This is a genomic window from Acidovorax sp. KPB24-07 (genome assembly GCF_057543315.1).
Window position 1 is genome coordinate 1 of record NZ_BAAJYS010000767.1, and the last position, 973, is coordinate 973.

Consider the following 973-nt stretch of genomic DNA (forward strand, 5'->3'; position numbering starts at 1 on the left):
CAGCGTGCGCACGGCGGCCAGGTAGTACGCCTTGGCCTGTTCCGGGTCGGGCGTGACCTGGCGCGCCAGCATGTACAGCTCGGCGCTGCCCGCGTAGTCGCCCGTGCCCAGCGCTTCCTTGGCGGCCCGCTCATACAGGCGCGCTGCCTCGCGCGGGTCCTTGGCCTCCTGCGCGAGCTGGCGGCTCATCGCGACGCCGGTGGCGCGGTCTTCCATTTCGGCCGCGCGGCGGGCGAGCAGCAATTGGCGGTCGGCGGGCCACTTTTCCTTGGCCAGGGCCTGGAGCTGGCGCTTGAGGTCTCGCGCTGGGCTTTGCGGCGCTCGGTTTCCTTCTCGGGCATGCGCTGGTACTCGGCGTACGACAGGTCCCACAGGCTCCACAGCGCGTCGCGGTGCAGTTCCGGGTCGCTGGAATCCAGCGCGGGTTGCAGCGTGGCCCGCGCGTCCGCCATTTCGCCCACGGCGATCTGGCGCTGCGCCAGCAGCAGGCGCAGGCGGGGGTTCTCGGGATCGCTGCGCAGCAGGTTGGTGAGGTAGGCCACCGACAGCGCGATGTCGGTGGTCTCGGACAGCCGGCGCTCCAGATCCTGGCGGGGATACAGCAGCCACAGCCCCCCGCCGACCATGCTGGCCAGCAGGGCGATCAGCCACGAAGGCGCCAGGACGGGGCGCTCAGCGGGCTGGGCACTGGAGCTGGATTTGCGCAGCAGCATCGGCGATCCGGAATTGTTGGACATCCGGGCCGGCCGGAGTGGCCGCCCGCGTGGGGGTGAGCAGTTTCTGGTTGGCGCGCACCTGGCAGTTGCCGGCCGCCGCCACGCTGAACGCGAGCGGTGCGTAGGCCTTCAGCGTGAACTCGGTGCGCGCGCCCTGGTCGCGCACGTTCCAGTCGCCGAGCCGGCCGTTGGCATCGAACAGGTAAGGGCCCTGCACCAGCGCGGCGGGCGCGCTGGCCGTGGCCGCAGGCGCCGCG

Annotated in this window: 3 protein-coding genes; all 3 read right to left on the minus strand. The window is 71.9% G+C overall.

Features of this window, described 5'->3' with window-relative positions; genetic code table 11:
* The coding region (locus AC27IQ_RS25650; RefSeq protein ID WP_487091320.1) for a hypothetical protein at positions 1–189 on the minus strand (189 nt) is incomplete at its 3' end.
* The gene (locus AC27IQ_RS25655) at positions 186–713 is read right to left on the minus strand and encodes a tetratricopeptide repeat protein (protein ID WP_487091321.1); all 528 of its coding nucleotides are present in this window, start codon (positions 711–713) and stop codon (positions 186–188) included. The genes AC27IQ_RS25650 and AC27IQ_RS25655, both read right to left, overlap by 4 nt.
* Positions 673–973, minus strand: a 301-nt coding sequence (locus tag AC27IQ_RS25660; RefSeq protein ID WP_487091322.1) for a hypothetical protein, incomplete at its 5' end; no start/stop codon positions are given. The genes AC27IQ_RS25655 and AC27IQ_RS25660, both read right to left, overlap by 41 nt.